The 588-nt window shown below is 72.4% G+C and carries 1 pseudogene; it reads right to left on the bottom strand.

Features of this window, described 5'->3' with window-relative positions:
• Positions 1–542 (bottom strand): annotated as a pseudogene (locus tag VQ02_RS34445) (hypothetical protein); the annotation flags it as partial.
• Positions 543–588: the final 46 nt, after the last annotated feature.

Raw genomic sequence — 588 nt, 5'->3', positions numbered from 1 at the left:
ATCGCGGCAGCGACGCGGTTCGGCACGATGGGCGAGAGCGCGTTGGGCGGCAGGGCGAGGCTCACCGGCTCGATCGGCGGCAGCGCCTTCGAACGGGGCGCCTCGGCCTTGACGACGGGAGGAGCGGGCGTCGCCGCCGCCAGCGTCACCGGAGCTTCGACCTTCGCGGGGGCTTCGACCCGAGCGGGTGCTTCAACCTTGGAAATGGCTTCGACCTTGGCAACGGCTTCGACCGATGCGGGATTCTGGACCTTCGTCACCGTCTCGGCCTTCGCCGGCTCCTCGACGAGGGCACGCCTCTCCACGAGCTGGATGCCGGGATCACGCACCGGCGCGGACGATCCGGCAGCCGAGGCCAGGGCCGGCACGCCGTCGCGCAGGTCGGGCCAATCGGCGGCTTTGGCCTGGGCGCCTTGCGCCTTCTGCATCTGGTAGAGGTTCGGCCGCACCACCTGCGGACCGGCGAGGCTGCCCATCGCCGAATAGGCCGCGTAGGACAGGCCGGCCACAGCCACGCAGCCCAGCGTCCCGAGGGCGATCATGCGACCGCGCCCAGCGGGCTTCGCCACGGGCTTGGCCGGCCGCGCC

This window comes from Methylobacterium variabile, assembly GCF_001043975.1.
Taxonomy (GTDB): domain Bacteria; phylum Pseudomonadota; class Alphaproteobacteria; order Rhizobiales; family Beijerinckiaceae; genus Methylobacterium; species Methylobacterium variabile.
The sequence above is the reverse complement of the archived record's forward strand: the minus strand, read 5'-3'. Positions and strand labels throughout refer to the sequence as shown.